Annotated in this window: 1 protein-coding gene; it reads left to right on the forward strand. The window is 62.1% G+C overall.

The genetic code is table 11. The features are described from left to right. Nucleotides 1-36: 36 nt before the first annotated feature. Nucleotides 37-240 (forward strand): LacI family DNA-binding transcriptional regulator (locus NCS58_RS14375; RefSeq protein WP_250538607.1); only part of this gene is annotated, 204 nt, incomplete at its 3' end.

Consider the following 240-nt stretch of genomic DNA (forward strand, 5'->3'; position numbering starts at 1 on the left):
ATCCATTACATCTCGATCGCGACGCGCGGCAAAGCGATGTCAGATACGGTTCGACCACGCGAAGAAGTATCGATTGCCGACGTCGCTGAACGCGCGGGCGTGTCGGTCGCGACCGTATCGCGCGTGCTCAACGGACACACGAACGTTCGCGAGACGACGCGCGAAAAAGTGCTCGAAGCGGTCGCGACGAGCGGCTATCGCATCAACGAGCTGGCGCGCAATCTGCGCACGGCCGAAAGC

This window comes from Caballeronia sp. INML3B, from assembly GCF_023631305.1.
Taxonomy (GTDB): domain Bacteria; phylum Pseudomonadota; class Gammaproteobacteria; order Burkholderiales; family Burkholderiaceae; genus Caballeronia; species Caballeronia turbans.